Genomic DNA, 24,315 nt, shown 5'->3' on the forward strand with positions numbered 1-24,315 from the left:
TTTATGGAAAATCAAAAAATATTAGTATTACCCAAGCTAAAATCTGAATCTGATGTAAAAGCTTCAGATAGATCAGGTTCATGGGATATACAACCAAAGAAGGCCTTTAATGATGTGGCTCAGAGCTTAGACTATCAAGCCCCTGGGGCGATGAAGAGTATTAGCTCTGTGCCGACGATGTGGGGACGCCCGCTGTTAATGGAGATGGCTTTATATAATCCAGCACATCCTTTACACGCGCAAGTAATAGAACAGTGGGAAGGAATGTTAGCAGCTATTGCGCTAGCGGAAGTGCGGGGATTTGACTTAAAAGCACAATTGGTAGTGCTAGAAAGTTTAAGAAAAGAAGATTTTGCTGATAGTTTATTTAAACTTTTACCAGAAGAAAAAAACGCCCTTTACAAACTTGCTGGGAAAAATGCTTGGCAAGATGTTTATGTCTTTTTGTGGAATGGTAAACCTGTAGGAATGTCTTCTCCTAGTACCTTAGTAGTTCCTTCCGAAGAAGGGGAATGGAAAGGTTTACCTTGGTGGAGACAGCAAAATGGTTTATGGCAATTATCGTCTCCCAAAGAATATTTAAACGAAGATGAAGAAGCACTACTTTGGCTCTGGCTAGAAAATTTGGATAACGAGTTAACGAAACATCAGGGGCAAAAAAGTGCCATTAATATAATGAGGGGTCTAATTGGCAAGTTTCAAGAAAGTTTGCGAAGAAATCCCGACCAAGAACTGACTCTGAGTAATGACCCCCAATTTTTTGGTGTTCCCTTAAACCGAGGAGTGTTAGCGGCGCTGAATCGTCCTGTCAAAGGGGCGGAACAACCCTCCAGTGTACGTTTAATCGACAATCAGACAAAGGGAGCAAAACCCTTACTAATTATTGACCCAGAGATTGCCAAACAGTGGAATATACCAGCGCAAAATCTTTGGGTTAACGAGGGTAAAACTTTGGCGTCTTTGAAAATACAAGATTTACCAAATTTGCAAAGAATTTGGACAGACGTTATCCTCATTCAATCAGATGATCTATTTCTGAAAGAATTTGTTTTTATTGATCAAGAGGAAGCTTTACCTGGTGTTTTATTGCCCAATGCTTCCACACCTTTGATTTTTAACAATCAGCGCATCACTCCGTTAATTCCCCTCAACCCGATTTTACTAAATTATTTCACTCCAGAAGATTTAATTAAAAAGGTACAGTTTCAAGTCAGAAACAACGAATTACGGGTAATTGTAGATTTACCATTAGCTGGAAATCAAGCACCTTTTCGCATTCAAAAAGACTATACCTTGAAGGAAGAAAATGCCTTACCATATGTACCTGTACTGGAGGTGTGGCCAAATCTTCGCGCTCCTGGCTGGAAGGAATATTATGCTTTTTACTACGATGCAGAACATGGTGAAGAGACTTTCCAAGTTAGTTTCCCAGAAGTAAAAGAAGCTAATATCTTTCAAGAAGGTAGAGGTTCCTATCAAATAGCGCGGCTAGAAGAATTTCCTGACCATATTAAATGTTGGGATAGTCAAAGAAAGCCGATTGGTTTAATCGTCTTAGCAACGCCGTTAGAAACTAAACCCAGAGATTCTTGGAAGGTTGGGGTAGATTTTGGTACTTCCTTTACCAATGTTTATGTCAATAGTTATAATATTGCAGAACCTCTACAGCTAGAGAATTTAATTCTCAAAATAACAGATAGTGATATAACGACACGACGACCAGTGTTATGGGAATATTTTATTCCAGAAAGTTTTATTCCTGAAGATAAACCTTTACCTTTATCTAGTGTCTTGACAACTAGAGGAAGTAAAGAAACAAGAACCGATAAAATTCATCGTCTGATTTTTGATGGTCGGATATATACTCCTAGATATGGGGAATTTAGACCCCAAGAGGGCTGGATTAAGACAAGTTTGAAATGGTCAGAGGATAATCGTGTTTTCAATCAACTGTTTCTCAAACATTTAGCTCTACATATTTCCGCTTTAGCCGCGAAAAAAGATATTGCGACAATTAAGTGGTGTATTTCTTATCCTTCGGCTTTTTCTCGTAAGAACTGTAGAGATTATCTTAATGAATGGAAAGATTTAATCAGCGAACTACAAGCAAAAACTGGTATTCAACAGATTTGTCCAAATTCGGTAGATGACGACGATTTTAGAACCGAGAGTTTAGCTACTGCTCAATACTTCCGCGATAAAGAGGAACATAGATTAGTTAAGACCACCTGTATAGACATTGGGGGTGGAAGTTCAGATATTTCGATTTGGGAAGACAATAAAATACTACATCAATGTTCGGTGCAATTAGCAGGTCGCGATTTGTTCTCACAATTATTGGAAATTAATCCAAAATTTCTCGAGCAGAACTTGGAAATTAATCTTACTGATTGGAGAGGATTAAAAGGAGGAGCATTTAATGCCAAATTAGACGTTTGGCTACGTCAATATGCAGATGATTGGCTAAATAATCGTAAAAGATTTGTAAGCAATAATTCGGATTTTCAAGGATTTGCCAGATTAATGAGTATTGGCATGGCAGGATTGTATTACTATGTGGGTATTTTACTCAAGGTTCTACATGGGGAAGAAAAATACAGTTATGAGGAAATAACAGAGGTTTATGTCGGGGGTAATGGTTCGCGCTTGTTACATTGGCTAGCACAAGGAGGACAATTTACTCCTGATGACGACGCCAATGACTTATTTAGTTTGATGTTAAGCAAGGGTTCGGGTTTTGAAGATGATGAAATCACTACACGATTGAGCCAGAATCCCAAGGCTGAAGTAGCTTGTGGTTTAGTTTTGGATGATACCGAACTTAATAAAAAAGATGATGACGAAGTTGAAGAGAAGAAGAAAAAAAGAAAACCAAAAACAAAAGATGAATTAATTGCTGGTGAAGGCTGTTATGTCAATGGTGATTTTATTGATGCAGAATCTCGTCTAAAGAAGTTCGAGTCGGATGATAAGCTGAGGGAATTTAAAATTCCTGAACTAACAAATTTATCCCAATTCCTCTATGAATTTCATATGGCTTTGAATGATTTGGACATAGAAGATATTAAACCCTTGCCCAATTATATACGTAAGCCAGACATAAATAGCAATAAAGCCTTTTGGCGTGAAGTTGGAGATGAGTTAACTAGTTTGTTACTACAGTTTAGGGGCAAAAAATTTGAGGAAATTCGTTTGGAGCCTCCTTTTATTTTAGGATTGAAGGCTTTATTGAAGGTTTTAAGTAAGCAGTGGGCTGGTAAGTAACTGAGTTTGTAGTTGCGCTTTAGCGCTAAAGCGCAACTACGAACTAATAAATGTGTAGTGTCAAGCTTCTTGAGCGAAGTACCATTATCAAAAGATTTTGTCGTCAGTTGTATTTTATAACCAGGTAATATTCTATGCTGAAGATAATTAATTACAAATACTTGTTTATTTTAGCTTTACTGGTAAATTTTGTAGGTTTTTATCCATCGAAAGGATTATCTACAGAAGATAGTCATACGACAAGCGTTGAACTGGCTGAAAAATACAAAAATTTAGATTTGTCGATTGATAAGTTTATTCAACAGTTAGAAAAATCAACAGACACAACAAACATTAAGTCTTCTGAGCAAAAAGATAAATTAGGAGAAATATATAATTTTAAAGGGTTGGAAGAAAAGAAAATAAATAAGATTCAGAAAGTAATCGAACCTATTAGCAATCAAGTAATTACACCAGCGAAAGATGGCTTAACTGAAGTAGAGATTAAGATAATACAAAAGCAATTAGGGATAGGAGAAACAGGGTCACTAGATGAAGCTACTAAAAAGAAAATAAAAGATTTTTTATTGCAAGAGATGAAATCTCTAAAAAATGAAATTGATGCAGCGAGAATTGATTTATTAGACAAGGAAATTGATGCTTTAAAACGAGAAAATGAAAATACTAAAAGCTTGGCTTTCTGGGGATTATCCACAGGTGTAATAGCTTTAGTGATATTAATATTACAAATTTTCAGACCTGAATGTATTCCGAACCTAATTAAAAAAATTAGTCAACGAAAAACAGAATCAAATCCAAGCGTTGGCTCTGGTCAGGAAGCAGGTGCGGGGAAAAATCCTGGACAATTGCATTCCTCGGTTCAGTCTGGGGATTCGACAACAAAGGAAGAAGGGGGAAATACTCCTGAATCATCTAACCACGTAGACTCTAGTCAACAAGAACAAAAGACTGTAACAGAATCAAATAATCATCAGGAGTCAAAGCCTCCAGCATCGAATTCCCCGGATCAGTCTGGGAATCAGGAACGGGGAGAGCATGGGAATAAGGAAGAAAAAGAAGATACTAGTTCTCTCGCAGATAATTTAACAGTACCACAAAATCAACCACAATCAGAATCTGATCTCATAGACAGATTTAATAGCAATCCAAAAGCTTTATCACAAAATCCCATAGAAGTATCAGAGACTTCTGAGAGTATAGATAATCGTCGTTTGGGTTATAACAAACCTGTAGCTGTAGAAAAAGTTAGTCGCAATAAAGGTATAGCTTGGGTCATCAAGATAGATGGTTATGATTATCTAGTTCCAAAACCTAAGTTAACAATTAATGAATATAATTATGAAACAATAGAATCTTTATTTAATTGCAAAAATTATCAATCGGGACAATCTCAAGAGTTTAAACTAGTGAACGCTGCGAAATTGGTTTCTCAGGGTGAAACATGGGAACTAAGCGAAAAGGGAGAGTTAAGTTTTAATTAATTTAATAGTGTCTGTAAAAGTATAAGTTGAGGAGTTTTAATCATGTCGTTAATTGAAATAAAATTTAACACAGATGATTTGAGTGATATTTACAATCAATTATCATCTGAAACTTTGCAGAGAATTTTACAACCATTAAAACAAGATTTAATTGATAAAAATAATCCGATTCAGAATAATATTAACTTCATAGAAAACGATGAGAATTATTGGGCTATAAGTTCAGAAAGAGATTATGTATTGCTACCAAATAAAAATGAAATTAATAATCTTTTCAAACACAAAGAAGAAGATAAATTTCAATCTTTTTTTGAATTTCGTGGAGAAAAATCTCCAAATTTTAAATTAATTAAACCAGCTATAGTTTCTCAACCATCTTCAGAAGCAGGAGAATGGGATGTGAAACAAAAGGGATTACTGGAATTTATGGATGTTCATGAGGCGGAAGATATGGAAACCGCATCAGATAAAATTCAAAATGGTCAATCACACAATTATGTTACTCGTGAAGAAGTGCGAGCATTAATCAAAGAATATTTATCAAAGCATTTTCCGACTTTACCACAAACAGATTTAAAAACCGAAATCAAAACATCATATGATAAGTCTCTATCTGGATTATTTGATACTAATTCAACTGCTATAAACAATATCGATAGTAATACATCTTTAAATTTAGGTAATTCGGAATCTTTTGCATCTTCATCAACAAACACATTAGAACCATCAATACTCAATCTACTAAATATTTATAAAAACGATCCAAAGTCATTATTAGAAAATGCCATAGAAGTATCAGAAACTTCCCAAAGTATAGACAATCGTCGTCTGGGTTATAACCAACCTGTAGCTTTGGAAAAAGTTAGTCGTAATAAAGGTATCGCTTGGGTAATCAATATAGATGGTTCTGATTACCTAGTTCCAAAACCTAATTTGAAAATTAATGAATATAACTATGAAACAATAGAATCTTTATTTATCTGTCATAGTTATCAATCGGGATTATGTAATGAATTTACATTAAACATACCCGCAAAATTGCTTGCTCAGGAAAAAGGAGAGAAATGGGAATTGAGTGAAAAGGGAGAATTGATATTTGAAGAAAATTGAAAGTTAAATTGTAGTTTATGTAAATACGCGACTTATTTAAGAAGTCGCGTATCTGAGCGATTACTTAGTTGATTGAAAAAGGTAATTTGCCGAAGAAAACAATTATTCACAAATAAAACATAAAACACATTATGTCATTAAACGAATATGTACAAATCAACTTATCACTAGACGAATTACTGTCAATTTATCACTCTCAATCGAGAGTATTATCAAGATTTGGCAGAAAAGTATCGGTGTCAATACGACAAGAAGGCTCAGTGTCTTCCAGTCAATCATTAATCTCTTTTACGGAAGTACTTTATGGTAATTATTTACTCATAGCCACAGCCGATGTTAATAAATATTGGTTATTACGAGCAAGGGGCACGATTAATACTTATGAATATAAAACAGTTCAATTATTGTTTGATTGTCAGGGATATGAATCAGATACTGGAAATAAATTTGTAGTAAAAAAGCCAGCGATAGTATCTCTAGCACCCAATAATAAAGATTGGAAATTGGAGCAAAGAGGAATATTAGAATTTGATTTAGCTTCTACTCCTTCTCGGAAGTCTGTGGAATTAGAACAAGCAGAGGAAGAAAATCAAAAAATTCGTTCAGACTTGGCAGAATTGAATTTGCAATTAACTAAAATTAAACAAGAAAATGAGCAAGTTTTATCTCGTTTAAACCAATTAATAAAAACGCATCTCGTAGACATATTTAATAGCAATCCAAAAACTTTATCACAATATGCCATAGAAGTATTAGAGACTTCTGAGAGTATAGATAATCGTCGTTTGGGTTATAACAAACCTGTAGCTGTAGAAAAAGTTGGTCGCAATAAAGGTATAGCTTGGGTCATCAAGATAGATGGTTCTGATTATCTAGTTCCAAAGCCTAAGTTAAAAATTAATGAATATAATGATGAAATAATAGAATCTTTATTTAATTGCAAAAATTATCAATCGGGACAATCTCAAGAGTTTAGTGTAGCGAAAGCCGCGAAATTGGTTTCTCAGGGTGAAACATGGGAACTAAGCGAAAAGGGAGAGTTGATCTTTGGAGACAATTATCCCAGAACAATAATTCCTGAACCGCAACCCCCTATAGTTTCGCCAGCACCTATTCCTGAACCGGAACCCCCTATAGTTCCGCCAGAACCTACTCCTCCAAAACCACCAGAGCCAATTCCACAACTTTTGGAATTATTATATAAAGCTGCATTTACAGGATTTGAGGGTGGATTGCTCTTAATTGCAATTGTCAGTCTCTTGGGAACATCTTTAATTGGCGCTGGATTTTGGATTGGGATGCTAATTTTAGCTAGCCTAATTTTCCTTCAGCATCGCCTAATAACTACTAATATTGAGCGGTTAATAATTGCTTTAAGCACTCTTCTCGTGATTCTGATTGTTCCTGCGTTGCAAACCATACTACCTATTCAATCGACTCTCCCACAAGGATTATTTTTATTTTTATTAGCTATTTTGTCAGGGCTTTCCGCAGTGACTTTTATTAGTTTATATCGTTTAATTTTTAAAGTTCTCGAAAAATATTTCTGAATATTTCTGAAATATTCACTGAAATGCTTAGTCAGTATGTGTAAATAAATCATTCTTTTCTGTTCCCTAACTACTTTCAGCTAACTACCAATTAGGAGTAAATTTATGTCCCAAAAAAACGAAATTATTTTAAATCTTACAGCTTTAATTATTACAGGGTGTATAATGGCTTGGATCATCTCCATATTAAGAGGTTATGATACCCAGATTGTTCCAACACAGACAACATCTCCAACATCATCAGTTACTTCAACTCCAATTCCAACGCCAATTGCACAAGCACGAATTAGTTTTGGCGATTCAATTTTGATCGAACAAGAAGAGAATAATACTAAAAATACCCAATTTCAGGAAGCTAAAAAAAGCGGTGTCCAAGCAATGGCTACTCGCAATTATGCACGAGCAATTACCGAATTTGAAAGAGCAATTAAGAACTACCGTAACGCACCAGAAACTCTAATTTATTTGAACAATGCCAAAATTTGCGATGAAAAAGCTTACACAATAGCGGTAGTCGCACCGATTGGTACAACTTATCAAAACTTAGCTCTACAAGTATTGCGCGGAGTTGCTCAAGCTCAAGATGAAATTAATAAAGCTGGGGGAATAAATGGGGTTCCCATAAAGATAGCAATAGTTAATGATGATGATGATAAAGAAATTGCTAAAAAAATTGCTACCGATTTAGCAAAAAATCCGGAAATTTTAGGTGTAATTGGGCATTTTTCCAGCAGTACAACTTTAGCAGCAAGAGAGATTTACGAGTCAGAAAAACTAGTTGCAATCTCTAGTACTAGTACATCAGTAGAGCTTTCACAATCCAAAAATCAGAGCCGCTATGTTTTTCGGACAGTTCCCAGTGATGCATTTGCTGCTAATGAACTAGCCAAATATATGCTAAATATTTTGAACAAGAAAAAAGCAGCAGTTTTTTATGATTCTGGTAGTTCCTATAGCAATTCGCTGAAAAATGCTTTTGAGGTAGAAATTTCTCAAAATGGGGGAAATTTAGTTGATTATTTTGACTTTTCCTCACCTAATTTTAATGCCGATGCCAATGTAAAACAAGCAATTGATAGAGGTGCAGAAGTATTAATGTTAGCTGCACCTGACGATAAATTGAAACTTGTTTTAAATATCATAAACTCCAACAATAAACAGCTAAAATTGCTGGGGGGAGATGCTCTTTATAATAAAGATATTTTACAGTATGGGCAAGATAAAGCTGTTGACATGGTAATAGCAATTGCTTGGTTGCTTGATGCGAATTTAAATTCAAAATACGTTAAAGAATCAAGACAACTTTGGGGCGCAGATGTTGATTGGAACGCAGCTATCACTTATGATGCTTCCCAGGCATTTATTGAAGCTTTAAAGCGCAATCCAAATCCAACTCGTAGCGCAATCCAACAGACATTATCATCTCCTAATTTTTCCGCTTCTGGTGTTTCTCAGACTATTCAGTTTTTACCTTCGGGTGATCGTAGTGGGGGTGTTCAGTTAGTACAAATTAAGTCAGTTACTAACTCTCGTTCTCAAACAGGTTACGATTTTGTTCCAGTGGAAAAAATGAACTCTGTCGTTAACCGTCCTTAAACTTGATGAATAATCTAGGGTTTGTTAACGAAGTGTAAGTATGATATCGGAATTTCAGGGGATCTGGCGTACTTATAGCACTTCCTATTCAGATGAGGTACAAAATTGTATCACGCGATGTAGGGGCACGGCAGTGCCGTGCCCTTACCGATGTACCTCACTAGGGCGAGAAACGCTATAGCGTGCTAAATTTGTTAAAAAATAAGCTTGAAACCCTTGATTGGCTCAGATGACAGCCATTATTTTCTGCATTTTATGTTAGATAATTAAATTTTTGGCTATAAGCCAATACAGTTCAGTTAGACTCCAGTGGTATACAGTGTAGGGAACATCCAAAATCTTTTCTTCTAATGACAATTTTATTCGTGCCGTGCCCCTACGACAATTTTCCTTAACTGAACTGTATTGGGCTATAAGCGCCCCTAGTCCCGCGATTTCAAACTATTTGTTTAGCCGGATAAATTTTTAGATACCCCTAAATCCACACGATATGATACCAGCTGTAGGGGCACGGCAATGCCGTGCCCCTACGCGAAATCTACATGTGTCAGCGTTTTAGTGGTATTGTATAAGACTTTGAAAACACGCCCTAAGCCTTTATTTTACAGCCATTTTCAGGTAAATAGACCACAGGGTAGGGGCGCAAGGCCTTGCGCCCCTACGAAGATCTGTGGTTCAAATGAATGAAAATTGCTGTAAAGCAAAGTTATCGACTGTAATTAAAAATTAAGCAGGCGTTTTGTACGCAAGAACCTGATAGAGTGGGCATAGCCCTAACTATGCGGTTCATTTAATATTTTTGTACTCCTTGTTATAAGAACCCTTAATCGGAACCATTGACTCTTCCAAAAAGCTAAAAGCTTGAGAAGCAATTAGTGTTAGAACTAAGTATATTAAAGCCACAGCTGCATAAATCTCAAACGCACGATAGTTATTGGCAACAATAAGTTGTCCTTTGCGGAACAATTCTTCTAAGCCAATTACAGCTACTAAGCTAGTGTCTTTGAGTAGAGAAATAAACTCATTTCCTAAAGGTGGTATCATGCGCCTAAACGCCTGGGGAAAAATTATATGGCGCATGATTTGCATAGACCCCATTCCTAAAGATTGTGCAGCCTCTGTCTGTCCCCGATCAATAGATTGAATCCCCGCTCTAATTATCTCTGCAATATAAGCAGCACCATTAAAGCTAAGAGCCAGAATCCCTGCAAAAATACTATCCAAACGGAAGCTCAACCCAAACTCTTTAGCCAGTGCAGGTAAACCAAAATAAACCATAAATATCTGCACTAATAATGGAGTTCCTCGCAAGAAATCCACGTAGACTCGTGCTAACTGACGGACTATTGTAATAGATGATAAACGGGCAATTCCAATCAAAGAACCACCTATCAAGCCCAAAGACATTGAAACAAAGGTAATTTGAAGTGTCAACCCAGTACCAATCATTAAACTGGGTAAAGCTTCAAATATTATTTGTACAAAGGTAAGCATAAAAGCATCCCAAAAAAAGCGGACTCAACTTTATTTAACTGTTTCTGGCAGTTTTGGTGGTTCGGCTGTAAACCATTTTTGATAAATCTTAGTGTAAGTACCGTTTTCAATTAACTTTCCTAAAGCAGTATTAATACCATTGATGTATTTTGAATCTTTTGGGGTGGCAATGCCATAAAATTCTTCTGTTACTAGCTGACCAACGACCTTAATGCCTTTAATTTTACCTGCACTGATGGCATATAAGGTAACAGGAGCATCGTTAATTACCGCATCTACATTACCATTGCTTAGTTCTAGTAATGCTAACGGTGCAGAATCAAATTGACTAACTTTCGCTCCAGGAATACTCTTTGCTTTTTCTGCGCCTGTAGTTCCAATTTGGACAGCGATTTTCTTCTTTTGAAGATTATTGATAGAAGTGATATCTGTGTTGTTCTCCCGGACTGCGATCGCCAGACCAGCTTTAAAGTATGGTCGAGAGAAGGATACTGTCTTCTGACGCTCTGGGGTGATGGTGATAGCACTAATTGCTGCGTCCACCCTATCAGCCTGAAGTGCGGGAATGATACCATCAAAAGGTAGACTTTCAAAGCTGACAGTCCAACCAGCTTCTTTGGCTACTGCATTGATTACATCAATGTCAAACCCTTCAAGTCTTCCATCTTGAGACTTTGACTCAAAAGGTGGAAACGCAGGTTCTATAGCAACCTTGATGGTTTTTGTGTTGGAATTGTTATTAGCCGGGTTGCAGGCAGATAATACAAGCAAGCCACTTAGAACAATCAAGGATTGCTGTAGAAAATGCTTTCGGGTTACTTTTGACTGGAACATTTTTTTATTATTTTGCTTGTTTCATAACCAATGTAAAAAATTAGCTCGGTTGTTTACAAGATACAATTATTACAAAAATATTCTGAAAACCGCATAAATCACAAATTGCCTGACCGCAATGGCACTTTGTAGCTTAGTACATGATTGCACAAGTTCGTGACGAAATGAAAATAAATAGGACTTACGTATTGACAAAAAACACAAAATATGGACTGCAAAGAAACCGGAGATTTCGTAGGGGTTTAGCATTGCTAAACCCTGAAAACGCGGGTCTGTTTACCATCAAATTAAACACACACTGCATGGTAAAACGGAGAGATAGGGATTTGAACCCTAGTTGAAGTTGCCCCCAAACAGCATTTCCAGTGCTGCGCCTTAAACCACTCGGCCATCTCTCCAGGCATCACGATTTACCATCTTACAATGAAATTCCAAAAAATGCAATGATAATAAAAGACTTTTGCGATTAAATCTAAAATTACCATTCCCGATGTCCCGAACATACACGATTAAAGTTCACGATCGCCATACTGGCACGGAATACAGCCTGCAAGTTCCAGAAGACCGCTATATCCTCCACAGTGCTGAACAGCAAGGTACAGAACTCCCGTTTTCTTGTCGCAATGGTGCTTGTACCACCTGTGCTGTCAGGGTATTGTCGGGAGAAATTTACCAACCGGAGGCGATTGGATTGTCGCCCCAGTTGCGCCGTCAAGGTTATGCGCTGTTGTGTGTGAGTTATCCCCGTTCTGATATTGAGGTGGAAACTCAAGATGAAGATGAGGTCTACGAACTTCAGTTTGGGCGCTATTTTGGTAGGGGTAAGGTAAGGGCGGGTTTACCTTTGGATGAGGATTAGGTTCACGCAAAGGCGCAGAGGCGCAAAGGTGGAGATGAGGAGTTTGGTGGTGCGTTTTGGGATTTTGGTTTGTTTATTATTGTTGGTGAGTTGTCAAGGTAAAAGTCCGCCGACGGTGAATGAGGCGCTGGTGAAGGTGGCGCGGGTGGTGAGTGGTCAAAGTTTGGAAGTGTTGGGGATGGCTGAACAACCAAATTTGATTTCTCAGGTGCGGTTAATTGGGATTGATGCGCCAGATTTGCGACAACAGCCTTGGGGTGATGACGCTAAAGAAGCTTTGGAGGCGCTAATGGGGAGTGCTGAACAACCTGTAAAGCTGGAGTTTGATATTGAAACAAAAGATAAAATTGGGCGGACTCTGGCTTATGTGTGGAAGGATAATGTCCTGTTGAATGAGCAAATGGTGAAACAAGGGTATGGACTATTTGTAGCGCGATCGCCTAATCACAAATATGACCAGCTTTTAGAACGCGCTCAACAATGGGCTAGGCTCATGGGACAAGGTATTTGGAACCCAGAAAAGCCTATGCGTCTGACTCCGGCTGAGTTTCGCCGTCGGTTTCGCTGATTAGGAAGGAGAGGGAGAGGGGGTTTGTCACTGAATTAAAATAATACCAATTTGAAAAAAGAATGGGACACATAGGGCAATACGGTTCAGTTAGGCTCGAATGATATACACTTACGGGGCACGGCATCCAAAATTTTTTCTTCTAATGACAATTTTATTCGTGCCGTGCCCCTACGACAATTTTCCTTAACTGAACTGTATTGACACATAGGGTAGGGGCGCAAGGCCTTGCGCCTCTACAGATTATCGATGTGTTGCAAAGATTTTTTCAAGCTTGGAACTCGACACTTCAGGTTTGGAACTCGACACTTCAACCTTGGAACTCGACACTTCAACCTTGGAACTCGACACTTCAGGTTTGGAACTCGACACTTCAGGTTTGGAACTCGACACTTCAACCTTGGAACTCGACACTTCAGGTTTGGAACTCGACACTTCAACCTTGGAACTCGACACTTCAACCTTGGAACTCGACACTTCAACCTTGGAACTCGACACTTCAACCTTGGAACTCGACACTTCAACCTTGGAACTCGACACTGAAAATCCCAATCCCCAATCCCCAATCCCCAATCTAGTTGAGAAAATTCTCATGACAACGGACAATTGACCAATGACAACGGACAATTGACCAATGACAAATCTACAAACTTTTCTGGAAATTGCTACTGAAGCGGCTTTAGCTGCTGGTACTGTGTTGCAGGGTTATTTGGGTAAGCTGGAAGATGCAATTACTGAAAAAGGACGCCCTGGTGATTTAGTGACTGCGGCTGATAAGGCTTCGGAGACGGTGGTTTTGGAAATTTTGCGGCGTCACTTTCCTGACCACTCTATCTTGGCTGAGGAATCTGGGAAACTGGGAAATCAAGATAATGAATTTCTCTGGGCTATTGATCCTTTAGATGGTACAACTAACTTTGCTCACCAATACCCCTGTTTTGCTGTTTCGATTGGGTTATTAATTAATGGTGTACCACAAGTTGGTGTGATTTATGACCCCTTTCGTGATGAGTTATTTCGTGGTGCTGCTGGTTTGGGGGCGACACGTAACCGCCGTCCTATAAAGGTTTCGGAAACTTCGGAACTAGGTAAGAGTCTACTGACTACGGGATTTGCTTATGACCGTCGGGAAACGTCAGACAATAATTACGCAGAATTTGCTCACCTCACCCATCTTACCCAAGGCGTTAGGCGCGGTGGTTCTGCTGCACTAGATTTAGCCTATGTCGCCTGTGGTCGTGTTGATGGTTACTGGGAACGGGGAATCGCTCCGTGGGATATTGTCGCTGGGGTAATTTTGTTACAGGAGGCTGGGGGGAAAGTTACCGCCTATGATGCTAGTCCTTTAAAAATTGATACAGGAAGAATTTTGGCTACAAATGCTCATCTTCACGACAACCTCAGTCGAGAATTGCTACAAGTTCCACCACTTTCTGCGTGGAAGTGAGGGGATTGGGGATTGGGGATTGGGGATTGGGGATTGGGGATTGGGGATTGGGGATTGTGGATTGGGGATTGTGGATTGGGGATTGGGGATTGGGGATTGGAGAGAAAAATCAATGACCCTTGACCCTTGACCCTTGACCCTTGACCCTTGACCCTTGACCCTTGACCCTTGACCCTTGACCCTTGACCCTTGACCCTTGACCCTTGACCCTTGACCCTTGACCCTTGACCCTTGACCCTTGACCCTTGACCCTTGACCCTTGACCCTTGACCCTTGACCCTTGACCCTTGACCCTTGACCCTTGACCCTTGACCCTTGACCCTTGACCCTTGACCCTTGACCCTTGACCCTTGACCCTTGACCCTTGACCCTTGACCCTTGACCCTTGACCCTTGACCCTTGACCCTTGACCCTTGACCCTTGACCCTTAACCCTTAACAATATAGGGAATTTTCCCTACTGACAAACTGATGTAGCGAAGTAAACTAGAGAGAATCTCTCTGCTGTAGTGGTGCAATCAGTTTATGTCTTTAAGAATAGATCGCGGTCTTTTCAAATATGATTTCATAGATCATCATGCAGTGTTGTGTGTTGCTGTTGATGCAGATGTGAAAGAAATTCGCAAACGCTACTTGACAATTGCGCGGCGGTTGCATCCTGATAGTAATCCCACTGCAAGTCCGATGGAGAAACAGCTGGCGAGTGAATTTCTGTCGAAGTTGGTTAACCCGGCTTATGAAAAAGTTTCTGGAGACCGCACCCGCTCGGAATACATGATTGTTTTATCTCAAATGGGCAAGCGTTTGGTACTAGAATCGTCTTCGGTGGAACTTATCACTGATTTGGCGAAGCAGCTAGCTAATGCGCCGAATTTTGAGCATCTTTATAAAAGTGCGATCGCTAAACTTGCACAAGCACAATATGACTCTTTGCAGCAAGTACCGCAACTGATTGCTAATATTAGCGAGTTGAATTTGGTTTACTTAATGCGGAGTGCTGGTAAATCCTTAGCAGCGCAGTCTGCTGTTCAACCCCCAGCTAACCCAACTACTCCTGTAAATCCCCCCAACAATCCAGATGGTGTATCTCCTCCTTCACCACCACCGCCCAAAGAAGATGCGGCTGTGGAACAATATATCCGTCGGGGTCAATCGTTAATTGAAAAAAACCAGTTTGCCCAAGCTAAGGTAGAGTTACAAGATGCGCTAAAATTGGCTCCGAAGAATAGCCGGTGTCATAGCCTGATAGCATTGGTGTATTTGAAGCAAAATCAGCTAAAAATGGCCAAGATTCATTTTGATAATTCGTTGAAATTAGACCCCAAAGACGAAACAGCTTTAGCTTGGAAACCGAAAATAGACAAAGCTTTGGGAGGACAATCAGGTGGTGGTAATATAACTTCATCTCCAAGTTCTTCGGGTAAGCAACCAGAGAAGTCTGGGAGTAATGGTTTATTTGGTGGTTTGTTTGGTGGGAAGAAAAAATAATGGTGTATCAACCAGCAGCGGGAGCCAGGGATTTATTACCTTTGGATGTGGCTCAAAAACGCTGGATTGAAGATAGGTTAGAGCAGGTCTTTCACCGTTGGGGATATCATAGGATTATCACCTCGACGCTGGAGCGCATGGATACCCTGATGGCGGGGGAAGCAATTCGGCGTCAAGCGGTGATTGAACTGCAAAATCCTGAAGATGAAGAATTAGGATTGCGTCCAGAATTGACAGCTTCGATAGCTCGGACTGTTGTGACTCGGATGGCAGGTGCTAACTATCCACAACGGCTATATTATAATGCCAATGTGTTCCGCCGCATTTGGGAAAACAGACACAATCGCCAGCATGAGTTTTATCAAGCTGGGGTAGAGTTGTTGGGTGCTGGTGGATTGCTCGCAAATGCCGAGATATTGTTGTTAGTGGCAGATTGTTTGCAAGCACTAGGCTTGCAAAGCTGCCATTTAATTTTAGGCGAAGCGGGAATCACGCGATCGCTTTTGGATGCTTTTCCGGTTCATTTACAAGGGAAAATTCGCACGGCGATCGCCCATCTCGACCGCATTACTATCGATAATTTACCCCTGAGTGATGAACTACGCGATCGCGCCAGAATTCTGCTGGATCTACGCGGTAACAGTGCCGATGTGTTGCAAAAAGTCAATAGTTTCGATTTAGATAAACAGCAGCAAGAGGCGGTGAATAACCTCACATCCTTGGTGCAGTTACTGGAATCAAAAGGGAATTTCCCCTTAATCCTTGACCTGAGTCTAATTCAAACTATCGACTACTACACAGGGATTGTGTTTGAAGTCGTCAACGATACCGACGGACGAGCCACGATTTTAGGGCGTGGTGGTCGCTATGACCAACTTTTAGGGCTATATCATCCCCAAGGAGAAAACATTCCCGGTATCGGCTTTGCGCTGAATATCGAAGATTTATACCAAATACTTGCCGAAAAACAGCAATTACCGCAAGATACCCCAGCCAGTAATTGGTTGGTAGTAGCCCAGACAACGAGTGCGATCGCCCCCGCTTTCACATACGCCCAAAAACTGCGAGATACTAGCGATTTGGTGCGAGTCGAAATGGACTTGGGGGGACGGGATGCACAAGTAATTCGGCAATATGCAAGCGATCGCCGCATTGCCCAAATTGCCTGGATTCAAGCCGACGGTTCACCCATAGTCGAACCATTACTTTAATAGTATATCTGCCATTGCTAGCCTAAAAAAGACTGACTGAAAACAGAGGGAATCAAGAATATGCCGCACACCATTGTTACCGATGTCTGCGAAGGCGTTGCCGACTGCGTAGAAGCCTGTCCAGTAGCTTGCATTCATGAAGGACCAGGCAAAAATGTCAAAGGTACTGATTGGTACTGGATTGACTTTACAACCTGCATCGACTGTGGTATATGTCTCCAAGTTTGCCCAGTCGCAGGTGCAATACTAGCTGAAGAACAGCCAGCGTTACAAAAAATACCAAAATAAATTTCTCAGCCCTAAGTAGGGGCGCAAGGCCTTGCGCCCCTACAGATTTTGCAACAAGGATGGGGGAAACCTTTATTTTTGTTTTCAGTAAATGTTTGACACTCCTTAGCCTAAAGGCTAAGGATTCTTGGTTCAACGAGTCCACTTAGCCTAGACCCCTTGCGGTATCTAAGCCAGAGGTGGTTCTCTCCGCAAGCGTTAACTTTTGGTCCGCCCGACCATAGTTGCACATAGTGCAAAATTTGTTTGCAGTTTAATGCTGTTAGTCTAGTACCTGTAAATCTTTTACCTACTTCCAGGCGATACTAGAACTACGAAGTAGAACCCCATAGATTTAGTTGTCTTGGCGTAGCCTCTCCCTTTGGGAGAAGGTGCAGCGTCTACTTGTTAGGTAGCAAATGGGTTTTTTATGTGGTTGATTACCCTTCCACAAAGCCTATTATACCAAAAGCCGTCCTAGAATGACGGGGTTTTAGACCCAGATTTTTGATAATTAAGACTGTCAAGAAAAATTTATCCGCTCCCATCCAGTGTAGACATTAAACCGTTCCCCGCGTAGGAATCCAATTAAGGTAATGCCAAATTCCTGCGCCACGGACACTGCTAAACTACTAGGAGCGGAAACAGAGCAAACAATTGGCACCCCAGCAGCCACAGACTTTTGCAAAAGCTCAAAACTAGAACGTCCGCTAACCATCACAATATGATTATTGAACGGCAATTCCTCAGATAGCATTGCCGAACCAATCAATTTATCTAGAGCATTATGACGCCCAACATCCTCCCGCAGATTTAATAAATTCCCTTGGGCGTCAAATACAGCCGCCGCGTGCAAACCCCCGGTAGCGGTGAAAATACCTTGAGCAGATCGCAATTTATCTGGTAAACTATAGATAATCTCAGGCTTGACTGTTGGCTCTGGAGAAATTACAGGACAACCCCGCAACCGCAAAGCTGCCAAACTAGCTTTACCGCAAACGCCACAGGCGCTGGTAGTGTAGAAATGACGCTCCAGAGGCTGTAAATCTGGAATCAAACCTGAGCGCAATTCAACATTGACAATATTATAGCGCTGTTCACCGTCTACAGACTCATCAACACAATAGCTCAGGCGTTGGATATCTTGCTTACAGCTAATGACACCTTCAGCGTAGAGAAAGCCAGCAGCTAATTCAAAATCAGCCCCTGGTGTCCGCATAGTCACAGCTACCGTGCGACGTGGGGATACCAGGCGAATTTCTAGGGGTTCCTCGGTAGTTAGTTGGTCTTGTCGAGGGCGCATTTTGCCATTTTCGACCACCCAGACAGAGGCTTTAGTTTTGCTGCCGATACGTATATTCATTAATTATCTAGGATATTGGTCACGCAGAGGCGCAGAGAGTATAATAGGGTGCGTCAGATTGGAGTTTTTCGTAATTCTCAACAGATTTTTGGCATCTGACGCACCCTACAAATTAGATATTTTTTTAGTTGGTAGAAACGCCAACCTTTTCTAACTGCACCACAGCATTATAATCAGGCACACCTTCCAAAGATCGCTTACTTTTATCTAATAACACATTTCCTTCAGGCCAGTGTACTTGTAAATTTCCTGATTGAATTGGCGCCAGATAAACTTGTCCCTCCAACTGTCCCAAATCATTTTTGAGAATTACCTGATCTCCATCTTTTAATCCTAATTGTGCCGCATCAGTAGCATTCATTAACACAGCCTCTCGCATAGCTCCGGTAATTGCATCTTTGCGTTCCTGCACCATACTATTAAATTGTTTACCGCGACGGGTTGCAAGTAAAAAACAACCTGCTGGTAATTCTCGTCTTGGTGGAGACAATACTGCAAAATGCGCTTTAGAGTCATCTGTGGGAAAATTCCAACCAAAGCATAAATGGGAACCGCCATATTGAAACTGATCCCCCGCCTGTTGTAAGTGTTGAATACCTGCATATTGTGGTACAATTTGAGCAATTTCTTGACGCATCGCCGCCGTATTCACAAAACTTAGCTGTTCTGCTAAATCTGGTTTTACCCGCCTTGCTAATTCCAGGAAAACTTCCCACTCTGGACGCGCTTCACCAATACGCGGTCCGGGAATTTCTGGACTAAATATTACTCGGCGTTCGGTGTTGGTTTCTGTGACTCCCCCTGGGATTTCGTAGCGAGTGGTCGCGGGTAACAGCACCACAGTATCCGCTGGTTCCACAAGCATTTGGCTGGAAAGCACAATATCCATGTGTACCCGTAGGGGTATCTGCTTCAGGGCACCTTCCACATAATCTGGTTCTGGCAATACTTCCAGAAAGTTACCCCCTACAGAGAATAATACATCTAATTTTCCTCTATGTGCGGCATCAATCATTTCTGGGGCAATTAAACCCTTGTTTGTCGGGACATCAAAGCCCCAACTTTGACTTAACTGGGCTGCATTTTCTGGGGTGATCGGCTTACCACCGGGGAAAACTGTGGCGTAACATCCCATTTCCGCGCCACCCTGTACCCCAGAATGACCGCGAATTGGCATTAAACCGCAGCCTTCGCGACCGACAAAGCCTTTGGTGAGTGCGAGGTTGATGATACTCCGCACGTTATCTTCACCGCATTCATGTTGGGTAATGCCCATACTCCAGACAAATACAGCTTTGTTGGCTTCCTTGACCATTTTGGCAAAGGCGTACATTTGCTCACGGGAACTTCCAGAAAGTCGTTCTAACTCTTCCCAAGATTGACTTTCTAAGGATGCCTGGAGTGAGTCAAAGCCTGTAGTGTAACGCTCAATAAACGACGAGTCTACCCAATCATTGGCGATTATATGTTTGATTGTACCATTTAAAAAGGCAATATCTCCACCCATATTCACCAAAAAGAAATCTTCGGCAAATTTCGTCCCAAAAATTGCACTTTCCACAATTGAAGGCACCCAATAGCGTTCCATTCCTGGCTCACGGTAGGTGTTAATTACGACAATTTTCGTGCCAGCTTTTTTAGCGTAGTGGAGATATTTAACGGTGACAGGCTGATTATTGGCAACATTTGAGCCAATGAAGACTAATAAATCAGTACCAATCCAATCTTTATAAGAACAGGTGGTAGCAGCCGCACCGAGAGACGCTTTCAAGCCTGCGGTACTGGGAGAATGGCAGATGCGAGCAGCATTATCTATATTATTGCATCCCATTGCCCGCACAGCTTTTTGAGTTGCGTAATAAGTTTCATTGACGGTGCCGCGACTGGTAACATAAAAGCTGAGACGGTCTGGGGTGGTAGCGCGAATGCGACTGGCAATGACATTTATTGCTTCATCCCAAGTAACACGGCGAAAACCTTTGTCCCCCCGTTGACGAATCATAGGGTAGGGAAGCCTTCCTAAGTCACGCAATTGGGCACTTTTTTGGTTTTGCAATGGGGAAATATCGCCCAGCAGTACAGGGTCTAAGGCTGACATAGTATTCATTTGTAACAACCGCAGACGGACATTGCACAAATGAATACCATCAAGCGTCCAATCTTTCATCCCCGTAGTCCCCAGGGCACAACCATCACAGACACCCTTGTTGAGGATATTCCAAGCATAGGGTAGCTGGTCACGAGATTGCCAGATGGCGCGAAAGACTTCCCAGTAGTTATTGGGATACTGTTCGCCAATACCAAAAGGCTTCCAACTTGCCCAATTTGCGGGCGTCCAGTGTTTCTTGGGTTTAGGTAACATCGTGGGTGTGCCAATAACAAGTGTATTATTTATTCACTAGTTTAGATCTCCTGCTCAGGGTCGTCATTGTGTCATAGGTTATAGATCAAACGAAGGTAATCACACAAGGTGGTAGGGTGAAAGCAATGCTGTGCCCTCTGCTTTAGGTGCAAAGTTGAGGATGTCAAAAAGATATTATATTTTTGATAATTTTCTAGCGGGAAGGGAGTAAATCTCAATCTCAGGGTAGATAATAACTCGGTATTCATTATCAGGGTTGATGACTTAGGCTGTTTTGTACTAGTTTAAAGGTAAGGTCACTCAATTTTTGAGGAAAAAGCCATGACTGCAACGCTCTTAGAAGGTAATTCTATCGAGTCCATGCTAGGGAAAGAGGCTGAATACCTACTTACCTATAAGGCAAAGGTTTCTCAAGATTTATTGCATTTACCCGGCTCTGATTTTATTGATCGTGTTTGGCTAAATAGCGATCGCCATCCTCAAGTATTGCGTAATTTCCAACAACTTTACTCTACTGGTCGTTTGGCAAATACTGGCTATCTCTCGATTTTACCAGTAGACCAAGGTATTGAACACTCAGCAGGGGCATCGTTTGCGCCTAATCCTATTTACTTTGACCCAGAAAATATTGTCAAGTTGGCAATTGCTGGCGGTTGCAATGCTGTGGCGACAACTTTGGGAGTTTTGGGTAGTATTTCGCGTAAATATGCTCACAAAATCCCTTTGATTGTCAAAATTAACCACAATGAATTATTGACATATCCCAATCAATTTGACCAAGTATTATTTGCGGATGTAGAACAAGCTTGGAATTTGGGTGCTGTGGCTATAGGGGCGACAATTTATTTTGGTTCTGAACAGTCTACCAGACAAATTCAGGAAGTTAGCAAAGCTTTTAAACGCGCCCATGAATTGGGACTGGTAACTATTCTTTGGTGCTATCTGCGGAACAACGCTTTTAAACAAGATCAAGACTATCATCTTGCTGCAGACCTCACTGGACAGGCGAACCATTTGGGTGTGACCATTGAAGCCGACATCATTAAACAAAAATTGCCGGAAAATAATCATGGTTACGCTGCCGTAGCCAAAGCAACTGGTAAAAGTTATGGTAAAATCGACAAGCGAGTTTACACAGAATTGACAACCGACCACCCAATTGATTTGACTCGTTACCAAGTGCTGAATTGCTACTGTGGACGTGCAGGATTAATTAATTCTGGTGGCGCTTCTGGTAAAAATGACTTTGCAGAAGCAGTTCGCACTGCGGTAATTAATAAACGCGCTGGTGGTACGGGATTAATTACGGGAAGAAAGGCGTTCCAGCGTCCGTTTGATCAAGGGGTGGAGTTGTTTCACGCCATCCAGGATGTTTATTTGTCTCCAGATGTTACCATAGCTTAGTCGTAGGGTGCGTCAGCGAACCAGAAAATAATGAAATTCAATATTTTAGGTCTGATGCACTCTACAAATTGGTAGACTTTAATGTATAACAAAAATGGCTTATAGCGCTTCCGATTCAGATTCGGTACAATATCATATCGCGATGTGTAAGGGCACGGCAATGCCGTGCCCCTACGAGTCTACTTGATCGCTTACTCCGGCGCTAGATCACGCACTCATTTTATTATTCCTCCTCATCTTCTTAGCATTAGCTCAACCCAACTTGTTCAGTCTCGTGTTACACTAAGACTTAAGCTACATCGAATAACTGGTGGCAATCTAGATCAAGATGCCATCAAAATCAGCGGTAACTTAGGAGCAGCAACCTTGATGATTGCCGTCATTGATAAAACACCAGTGTCATTTGACGAGTTCATTGATTGGTATCCAGAAAATTCACAGAGCCAGTATGAATTGAGGCGAGGGGTAATTATCGAAATGCCCAAACCAAGAGGTAAGCATTCTAGATTGGCTGGTGATTTGGCGTTCACTCTGGGCACCGTTATTCGACAAGCAAATCAGCCCTATTTTATTCCTAAAGAATGTGTAGTCAAAATTGCTAGTGATACAGGTTATGAACCTGATATCATTGTTTTAGATGAAACTGCTATTGCTAATGAGTCACGTTGGGAACGAGAATCGATCATCACCAAAAGTCAGTCGATTAAACTGGTGGTAGAAGTTGTTTCAACTAATTGGCGAGATGATTATCTTGTCAAATTAGCAGACTACGAAGAGTTTGGCATTCAAGAATACTGGATTGCAGATTATCTTGGTATCGGTGGACGGCGCTATATTGGCTCACCTAAACAACCAACTTTTACCGTTTGCTCGTTAGTGGACGGGGAATATGAAATACAGCAATTTCGTGGAAGCGATAGCGTTATCTCTCTGATTTTCCCAGAGTTTCCATTAACGGTTGACGAGATTTTCAATCCGGGGTAATAAAAGTAAAGCAGATATTATCGAGGCAAACTGTCTATGATTATTCAAGAATAAATCACTATCAAACCCAAAGAGTTCGATGAATAGAGAATATTTAATTAACTTCCTGAAAAAAAACTTAACCACGATTAAAAGTTATGGTGTAACTTCCTTAGCTTTATTTGGTTCTTATGCAAGAGATGAAGCAAAAAATACTAGCGATCTTGATTTACTGGTAGAATTTGAAGGAAAAGTTACCTTTGATCAATATATGGACTTAAAATTTTTCTTGGAAGATAATTTATCTCTATCTGTTGATTTAGTCACAAAAAAAATGTTGAAGCCCCAAATTATTAGTTCTGTAGAAAAAGACGCTATTTATGTCGCGTAGCTTAAAACTTTATTGTGATGATATTTTAATTAGTTGTGATAAAATTCTCCGTTATACTCAAGGATTAGATGATAATAGTTTTTTTGCTGATGAATTAAGATTTGATGCGGTAATTAGAAATTTATCAGTGATTGGGGAAGCGGTTAAACAAATTCCTCCAGAAATAAGAAATAAATATCCACATATTGAATGGCGCAAAATTGCTGGATTGAGAGATATTTTAGTTCATGCTTATTTTTCCTTAGAAGATGAGATTATTTGGGATATTATTCAAACTAAAATTAGTCCTTTAAAATCAGTAATTTTAATTATTATTTCTCAAGAATTTTAAGTTATTAACTAAGAAATTACTAAATCAAACATCTTTTGAAAAATTAGACTAAATTTTCACGAATATTCCTCGCTTTATTCTCCCGTGATTAGAGGTTGTTTGAAAAGTGCGTTATATTTCATTAACGCACGCTACAAAAGCTTGTTATGCGGCTGGTGAGGTTGTCTCAGAGGTTTGGAAATAATTGTTCTACCGCTTGTTGCTTGTCGTTGCCGTAAATCATCACAGATTGCTTTCAAATCGTAATTGAAAGCTCTTGCATGTTCCTCTCGAATTTTGTAGATTTCCTCTAAAATCTCATCTGTCCACATTTTTAATCGTGAAGTTGAGAGT

19 protein-coding genes, 1 tRNA gene and 1 pseudogene are annotated in these 24,315 nt (G+C 40.3%); 16 read left to right on the forward strand and 5 right to left on the reverse strand.

Going from position 1 to position 24,315, the window contains the following annotated elements; all coding sequences use genetic code 11:
* Positions 1-3: 3 nt before the first annotated feature.
* The 5 genes from HEQ19_21220 to HEQ19_21240 all read left to right on the forward strand — a co-directional run bounded on the left by HEQ19_21220 (position 4) and on the right by HEQ19_21240 (position 9,001).
* The gene (locus HEQ19_21220) at positions 4-3,264 is read left to right on the forward strand and encodes a hypothetical protein (protein WYM01646.1); all 3,261 of its coding nucleotides are present in this window, start codon (positions 4-6) and stop codon (positions 3,262-3,264) included.
* Positions 3,265-3,398: 134 nt separating this feature from the next.
* Positions 3,399-4,745, forward strand: coding sequence for a hypothetical protein (locus tag HEQ19_21225; protein ID WYM01647.1), 1,347 nt, complete (start codon positions 3,399-3,401; stop codon positions 4,743-4,745).
* Between the two features lie 42 nt (positions 4,746-4,787).
* Positions 4,788-5,855 (forward strand): hypothetical protein, encoded by a 1,068-nt coding sequence (locus HEQ19_21230; protein WYM01648.1) that lies wholly within the window; start codon positions 4,788-4,790, stop codon positions 5,853-5,855.
* Between the two features lie 131 nt (positions 5,856-5,986).
* Complete coding sequence (locus HEQ19_21235; GenBank protein WYM01649.1) at positions 5,987-7,405, forward strand: hypothetical protein; 1,419 nt, start codon at positions 5,987-5,989, stop codon at positions 7,403-7,405.
* Positions 7,406-7,510: 105 nt separating this feature from the next.
* Positions 7,511-9,001, forward strand: a complete 1,491-nt coding sequence (locus HEQ19_21240; GenBank protein WYM01650.1) for an ABC transporter substrate-binding protein — start codon at positions 7,511-7,513, stop codon at positions 8,999-9,001.
* 786 nt (positions 9,002-9,787) lie between these two features.
* Here HEQ19_21240 and HEQ19_21245 read toward each other — a convergent pair.
* A pseudogene (locus HEQ19_21245) lies at positions 9,788-11,329 on the reverse strand (ABC transporter permease subunit).
* 311 nt (positions 11,330-11,640) lie between these two features.
* Positions 11,641-11,727, reverse strand: a tRNA-Ser gene (locus HEQ19_21250).
* Between the two features lie 92 nt (positions 11,728-11,819).
* Between HEQ19_21250 and HEQ19_21255 the strand changes: the two genes are divergently transcribed.
* The 7 genes from HEQ19_21255 to HEQ19_21285 all read left to right on the forward strand — a co-directional run bounded on the left by HEQ19_21255 (position 11,820) and on the right by HEQ19_21285 (position 17,189).
* Positions 11,820-12,188, forward strand: coding sequence for a 2Fe-2S iron-sulfur cluster-binding protein (locus HEQ19_21255; GenBank protein ID WYM01651.1), 369 nt, complete (start codon positions 11,820-11,822; stop codon positions 12,186-12,188).
* On the forward strand, positions 12,178-12,756 hold the full coding sequence (locus tag HEQ19_21260; protein ID WYM01652.1) for a thermonuclease family protein: 579 nt from the start codon (positions 12,178-12,180) through the stop codon (positions 12,754-12,756). Before HEQ19_21255 ends, HEQ19_21260 begins: the two co-directional genes overlap by 11 nt.
* A gap of 274 nt (positions 12,757-13,030) precedes the next feature.
* Positions 13,031-13,366 carry a hypothetical protein gene (locus tag HEQ19_21265; protein ID WYM01653.1) on the forward strand — a complete coding sequence of 112 codons (336 nt, stop codon included), beginning with the start codon at positions 13,031-13,033 and terminating at the stop codon, positions 13,364-13,366.
* Between the two features lie 24 nt (positions 13,367-13,390).
* Complete coding sequence (locus HEQ19_21270; GenBank protein WYM01654.1) at positions 13,391-14,203, forward strand: inositol monophosphatase family protein; 813 nt, start codon at positions 13,391-13,393, stop codon at positions 14,201-14,203.
* A 524-nt stretch (positions 14,204-14,727) separates the two neighbouring features.
* Complete coding sequence (locus HEQ19_21275) at positions 14,728-15,690, forward strand: DnaJ domain-containing protein (GenBank protein ID WYM01655.1); 963 nt, start codon at positions 14,728-14,730, stop codon at positions 15,688-15,690.
* A complete protein-coding gene (locus HEQ19_21280; protein WYM01656.1) occupies positions 15,690-16,901 on the forward strand; it encodes an ATP phosphoribosyltransferase regulatory subunit in 1,212 nt (403 codons plus the stop codon). The genes HEQ19_21275 and HEQ19_21280 overlap by 1 nt, the downstream gene beginning before the upstream one ends.
* Positions 16,902-16,961: 60 nt before the next feature.
* A complete protein-coding gene (locus HEQ19_21285) occupies positions 16,962-17,189 on the forward strand; it encodes a ferredoxin family protein (protein WYM01657.1) in 228 nt (75 codons plus the stop codon).
* Between the two features lie 502 nt (positions 17,190-17,691).
* On the opposite strand, the gene fdhD is transcribed toward HEQ19_21285, so the two are convergent.
* Together fdhD and HEQ19_21295 are read right to left on the reverse strand one after the other, a co-directional pair.
* Positions 17,692-18,531 (reverse strand): formate dehydrogenase accessory sulfurtransferase FdhD, encoded by an 840-nt coding sequence (fdhD, locus tag HEQ19_21290; GenBank protein WYM01658.1) that lies wholly within the window; start codon positions 18,529-18,531, stop codon positions 17,692-17,694.
* A gap of 124 nt (positions 18,532-18,655) precedes the next feature.
* Complete coding sequence (locus HEQ19_21295; GenBank protein WYM01659.1) at positions 18,656-20,893, reverse strand: FdhF/YdeP family oxidoreductase; 2,238 nt, start codon at positions 20,891-20,893, stop codon at positions 18,656-18,658.
* Between the two features lie 321 nt (positions 20,894-21,214).
* On the opposite strand from HEQ19_21295, the gene HEQ19_21300 reads away from it, so the two are divergent.
* The 4 genes from HEQ19_21300 (at position 21,215) to HEQ19_21315 (ending at position 23,982) form a co-directional block, all read left to right on the forward strand.
* Positions 21,215-22,297, forward strand: a complete 1,083-nt coding sequence (locus HEQ19_21300) for a class I fructose-bisphosphate aldolase (protein ID WYM01660.1) — start codon at positions 21,215-21,217, stop codon at positions 22,295-22,297.
* Positions 22,298-22,462: 165 nt separating this feature from the next.
* Complete coding sequence (locus tag HEQ19_21305) at positions 22,463-23,281, forward strand: Uma2 family endonuclease (GenBank protein WYM03538.2); 819 nt, start codon at positions 22,463-22,465, stop codon at positions 23,279-23,281.
* 79 nt (positions 23,282-23,360) lie between these two features.
* Positions 23,361-23,651: a nucleotidyltransferase family protein gene (locus tag HEQ19_21310; GenBank protein WYM01661.1), complete on the forward strand. Its 291-nt coding sequence runs from the start codon at positions 23,361-23,363 to the stop codon at positions 23,649-23,651.
* Positions 23,641-23,982 (forward strand): DUF86 domain-containing protein, encoded by a 342-nt coding sequence (locus HEQ19_21315; protein WYM01662.1) that lies wholly within the window; start codon positions 23,641-23,643, stop codon positions 23,980-23,982. Before HEQ19_21310 ends, HEQ19_21315 begins: the two co-directional genes overlap by 11 nt.
* A gap of 131 nt (positions 23,983-24,113) precedes the next feature.
* On the opposite strand, the gene HEQ19_21320 is transcribed toward HEQ19_21315, so the two are convergent.
* Complete coding sequence (locus HEQ19_21320; GenBank protein ID WYM01663.1) at positions 24,114-24,293, reverse strand: hypothetical protein; 180 nt, start codon at positions 24,291-24,293, stop codon at positions 24,114-24,116.
* Between the last annotated feature and the right edge of the window lie 22 nt (positions 24,294-24,315).

Origin of the sequence: Gloeotrichia echinulata CP02, assembly GCA_038087035.1 — a bacterium.
Lineage (GTDB): Bacteria > Cyanobacteriota > Cyanobacteriia > Cyanobacteriales > Nostocaceae > Gloeotrichia > Gloeotrichia echinulata.